This is a genomic window from Caballeronia choica, from assembly GCF_001544535.1.
GTDB classification, from domain to species: Bacteria; Pseudomonadota; Gammaproteobacteria; order Burkholderiales; family Burkholderiaceae; genus Caballeronia; species Caballeronia choica.
This window is the reverse complement of the sequence record NZ_FCON02000323.1, coordinates 1-3,620: the sequence shown is the minus strand read 5'-3', so window position 1 is coordinate 3,620 and position 3,620 is coordinate 1. Positions and strand designations below refer to the sequence as shown.

The 3,620-nt window shown below is 58.3% G+C and carries 4 protein-coding genes; 3 read left to right on the top strand and 1 reads right to left on the bottom strand.

Annotated features, from left to right (window positions below; translation table 11 throughout):
* Positions 1-66 precede the first annotated feature (66 nt).
* On the bottom strand, positions 67-825 hold the full coding sequence (locus tag AWB68_RS43220; protein WP_087650225.1) for a YoaK family protein: 759 nt from the start codon (positions 823-825) through the stop codon (positions 67-69).
* 262 nt (positions 826-1,087) lie between these two features.
* On the opposite strand from AWB68_RS43220, the gene AWB68_RS43215 reads away from it, so the two are divergent.
* The 3 genes from AWB68_RS43215 to AWB68_RS43205 form a co-directional block, all read left to right on the top strand.
* Positions 1,088-1,579: a CZB domain-containing protein gene (locus tag AWB68_RS43215; RefSeq protein WP_125483270.1), complete on the top strand. Its 492-nt coding sequence runs from the start codon at positions 1,088-1,090 to the stop codon at positions 1,577-1,579.
* 69 nt (positions 1,580-1,648) lie between these two features.
* The gene (locus AWB68_RS43210) at positions 1,649-2,467 is read left to right on the top strand and encodes a spermine/spermidine synthase domain-containing protein (RefSeq protein ID WP_087650223.1); all 819 of its coding nucleotides are present in this window, start codon (positions 1,649-1,651) and stop codon (positions 2,465-2,467) included.
* A 29-nt stretch (positions 2,468-2,496) separates the two neighbouring features.
* Positions 2,497-3,620, top strand: a 1,124-nt coding sequence (locus tag AWB68_RS43205; protein WP_268810986.1) for a proton-conducting transporter transmembrane domain-containing protein, incomplete at its 3' end; no start/stop codon positions are given.

The window sequence follows — 3,620 nt, the reverse complement described above, 5'->3', positions numbered from 1 at the left end:
CGACCGCCGCGATGCGGCTACATTCGCCCATCGATTGCAAACGATTCTACATTCGACGTGCTGAAACTACCGCTTACGATAGACCCGCGCGCGCAGATCGTCAACCAGCGGCACAATGGCCAGCACAACCAGCATTCCCGCAAGAGGGACTGTCGATGCGTACCCGATGTGCTTGAAGCCCGTCGCGCCGGTTACCCCGCCGAAGAAGAACATGGTCAGCATGGTCCCATGCACTTTCAGTTTCGCCCGGTTCGCCAGAACGAAGGGTGCGGTGGGCTCGACCCTCGATGAATTCCAGTAAAAGAGCTTGCCCAGTTCGATGCCAATATCAGTCACGATGCCGGTCATATGTGTAGTCCGGATTTCTGCACCGGACAGTTTGGTGATCATGGCGTTCTGCAGACCCATGATGAAGCAAAGGAGCGCCACCGTCGCGGGCACGAACAGCGTATCCCACAGCGCGAGATGACCGCCTAGCAGGCCGAAACACAATAGCAAGATGGCCTCGATCAGCAATGCCGAAGCATACTGGCTGTGCAGCCTTTTGCGCCGCCCCCAGTTGACAAGCATCGCGGAACAGGCCGCACCCAGCATGAACGAGACCAGTGACCCGATGCCGGTCAGAACCAAGGAGAGATCTCCCAGCGCCGTCTGGTCAGCGATAGCAGATATCACGCCGCTCATATGGGACGTGTATTGCCTCACCGCCAGGAATCCGCCGGCGTTGGTTGCGCCAGCCACGAACGTCAGCGAAAAGCCAAGATGCCTGTTAGCGTCCGTACTACGGTTCTTGCCCGTCAGGCTTCGAAAATAGTGCGCTGGCATTCGGTATGACTCGCATGTTTGCTTGCGTGGTACGGCCGTCATCCGATAACGCAGGCGCTGGCGCGGCGGGGCCGACCATACCGGCCTCCGGCGAACGGAGCGAGCGGGATGTGTTCACCGTCGAACTCAACAGCCCGTCGTCGTATGGAATCGGTCCGATAAAGCTGTTAGTATGATAACGGAATTATCATCTATTGGTAACCTCGCGCCAGTTGGAATGACAGTCTAAAGAGGAATGTATTCCTGGAACTGACGCGGTCGCTTGCGCGACAACCACGAAGCGAGCCGTGAAGGCCAACCGCCATTTGAAGCATCAAACCCGGCCACGCGTGGGTACCGAAGAGAAGCGAGGAGAAGCGTCATGCCATTTGACAGTACGCTGCTTGAAGAGCACAAGATCGCGGGCATCTCGTTACGGAGCGGGATGCATGAACCCGTGAGCCTGATCACGCCGGCGTTCGCCAATGAACGCTGCTGCGCCCTCGGACGATGGCTTCAAGAAGACAGCGATCGGTGGGACGCCGCACCCGAGCTTTTGCAATTGAAACTGGCCCATGCGAGCTTTCATACCATTGCGTTGGTGATCGCCCTTTCCATCACGCAAGGGCGCCTGGCTGAAGCGGCCATCATGCTCGAGCCGGACGCCCTGTTCGACAGCGCAGGGCGGATGCTTGCTGACGCTGTGTCGCGTTTCGAAACTCGACTGATCGTGGGCGTCGGTCCCGCGCCCGCATCCCGTGAACGGGCGCAGTAGGGTTCCGACGGAGGTCGTTGCGCCTTCGTCGTGGCGCGCAGTCCATTTACCATTCCGGGAGCAAGTGAATTGTCCTCCGATCATAATCAGCTTAGACAAGCGTTGGTGCAGCGGCGGGGCGAGACTTATGGCACCCCAGTGGTCATAGAGGGACTGCGCACGCGGTCACTGCAGTTCGACGCTTTCGGCATACAAAGCAAGATGCACAAGAGTGATCCCGTCAAGCTCGAACTGTCTTACACGCGTGCCATGATGACGTTTCAGCTTTTTCATCCCGATCCCCGAAACATCCAGATCGTGGGGCTGGGCGGCGGATCGCTGTCAAAGTACTGCTTCCACAAATTTCCGTCAGCCCGAGTCACCACCGTTGAAGTCGATGAAAGGGTGATCGCGTTGCGCGATCGGTTTGCCATTCCGCCCGACTCGGAGCGATTCAGAATCGTGCATGCTGACGCGATGGACTACTTTCAGGAAAAGGTTGGTATCGCGGACGTGATCCTGCTCGACGGTTACGACGCTTTCGGACTGCCGGCTGGCCTTTCTAGTCAGTACTTCTATGACTGCTGCCATACTGCACTGCGAAACTCAGGCGTGCTGGTGGCCAACCTGTTGAATAGTGACCCGCAGCTCCCTCTCTGCCTGGAGCGGATTCGCCGTGTCTGCGATGGCAAACTGTTTCGCACAGTGGCGCGACGCGAAGGCAACACCATTGCAATCGGCATTAAGCAGGCAAACGCGCCACGGTGGCATGAGCTGTATGCCCGCGCTGAAGGCGTCACCAGATCCACGGGCCTCGACCTCTACCGCTATGTCAAGAAAATGGAACGTTATCATCGAGTAGAGTCGGCTTCGACAGATCCTTCATCCTTCTCACTGGCCATCAAATAACAATCGCAACCGCGCTGGAGGCAACGCCGATGGAACATCTGTTGATCATCCGCTATGTGCTGATGGTGGTTGCGGGCTGGCTAGTCCTCGGAATGCTGGGACTCGCAAGCCTGCACCGCACACGCGTGGTGGCGCACGGCCTGTTTCCGCTCGGTGCCGTATTCGGTTTGCTTTTATGCGGATTGGGCCTGACCGGCGTTTTCTTAGCTCCCGAGCAGGTCGTCCTGCCGCTTGGATTGCCCGATCTGCCGTTCCATTTGAGACTGGATGGTTTGTCAGCGTATTTCCTCGCTGTACTTGGTGCAGTGAGCACGGGCGTAAGCGCGTTTTCTGCCGGCTATTTCCGTAAGGGCGAGGGAACCCCGCCCGGATTGTTATGCTTTGAATATCATGTGTGTCTCGCGAGCATGGCCATGCTGCTACTGGCAGACGATGCGTATTGTTTCATGGTCGCCTGGGAGACAATGACGCTGTCCGCGACCTTCCTCGTGATGAGCAATCACCGCATTGCCGAGATCCGCCGTGCAGCCTATCTCTACTTCCTGATCTCCCACGTTGGCGCGCTGGCGCTTCTGCTCTGCTTCGGCCTATTGCAGGCCAATACCGGCGACTATACGTTTGCCGCCATGCGCCGGCAGCATTTGGACGTGTTCTGGTCGTCCATCGCGTTCCTACTGGCGCTGTTCGGCTTTGGCACGAAGGCAGGTATCTTCCCGCTGCATGTCTGGCTGCCCGAGGCGCATCCGGCCGCACCGTCACCGGTATCGGCCCTGATGAGCGGCTTCGTCCTGAAAGCGGGCTTGTACGGCGTGCTGCGCACGGTGTTCGATCTGCTGCACCTGCAGGTTGCATGGTGGGGCGTACTCATGCTGATGCTCGGACTCTTCACCGCGCTATTCGGGGTCGTGTTCAGCGCTATCCAGACAGACATGAAACGACTGTTGGCGTATTCATCGATCGACAACATCGGGCTGATGTTCGTCAGCATGGGACTGTCGATCCTGTTTCGCGCGTACCGGATGGACGCGCTCGCCGCCTTGTCGCTGACGGCGCTTCTTTATCAGATCGCAAGCCATGCGACGTTCAAGAGCCTGCTGTTTCTTGGAACGGGTTCCGTGTTGCACGCGACGGGCGAGCGCAATCTCGGGCGGCT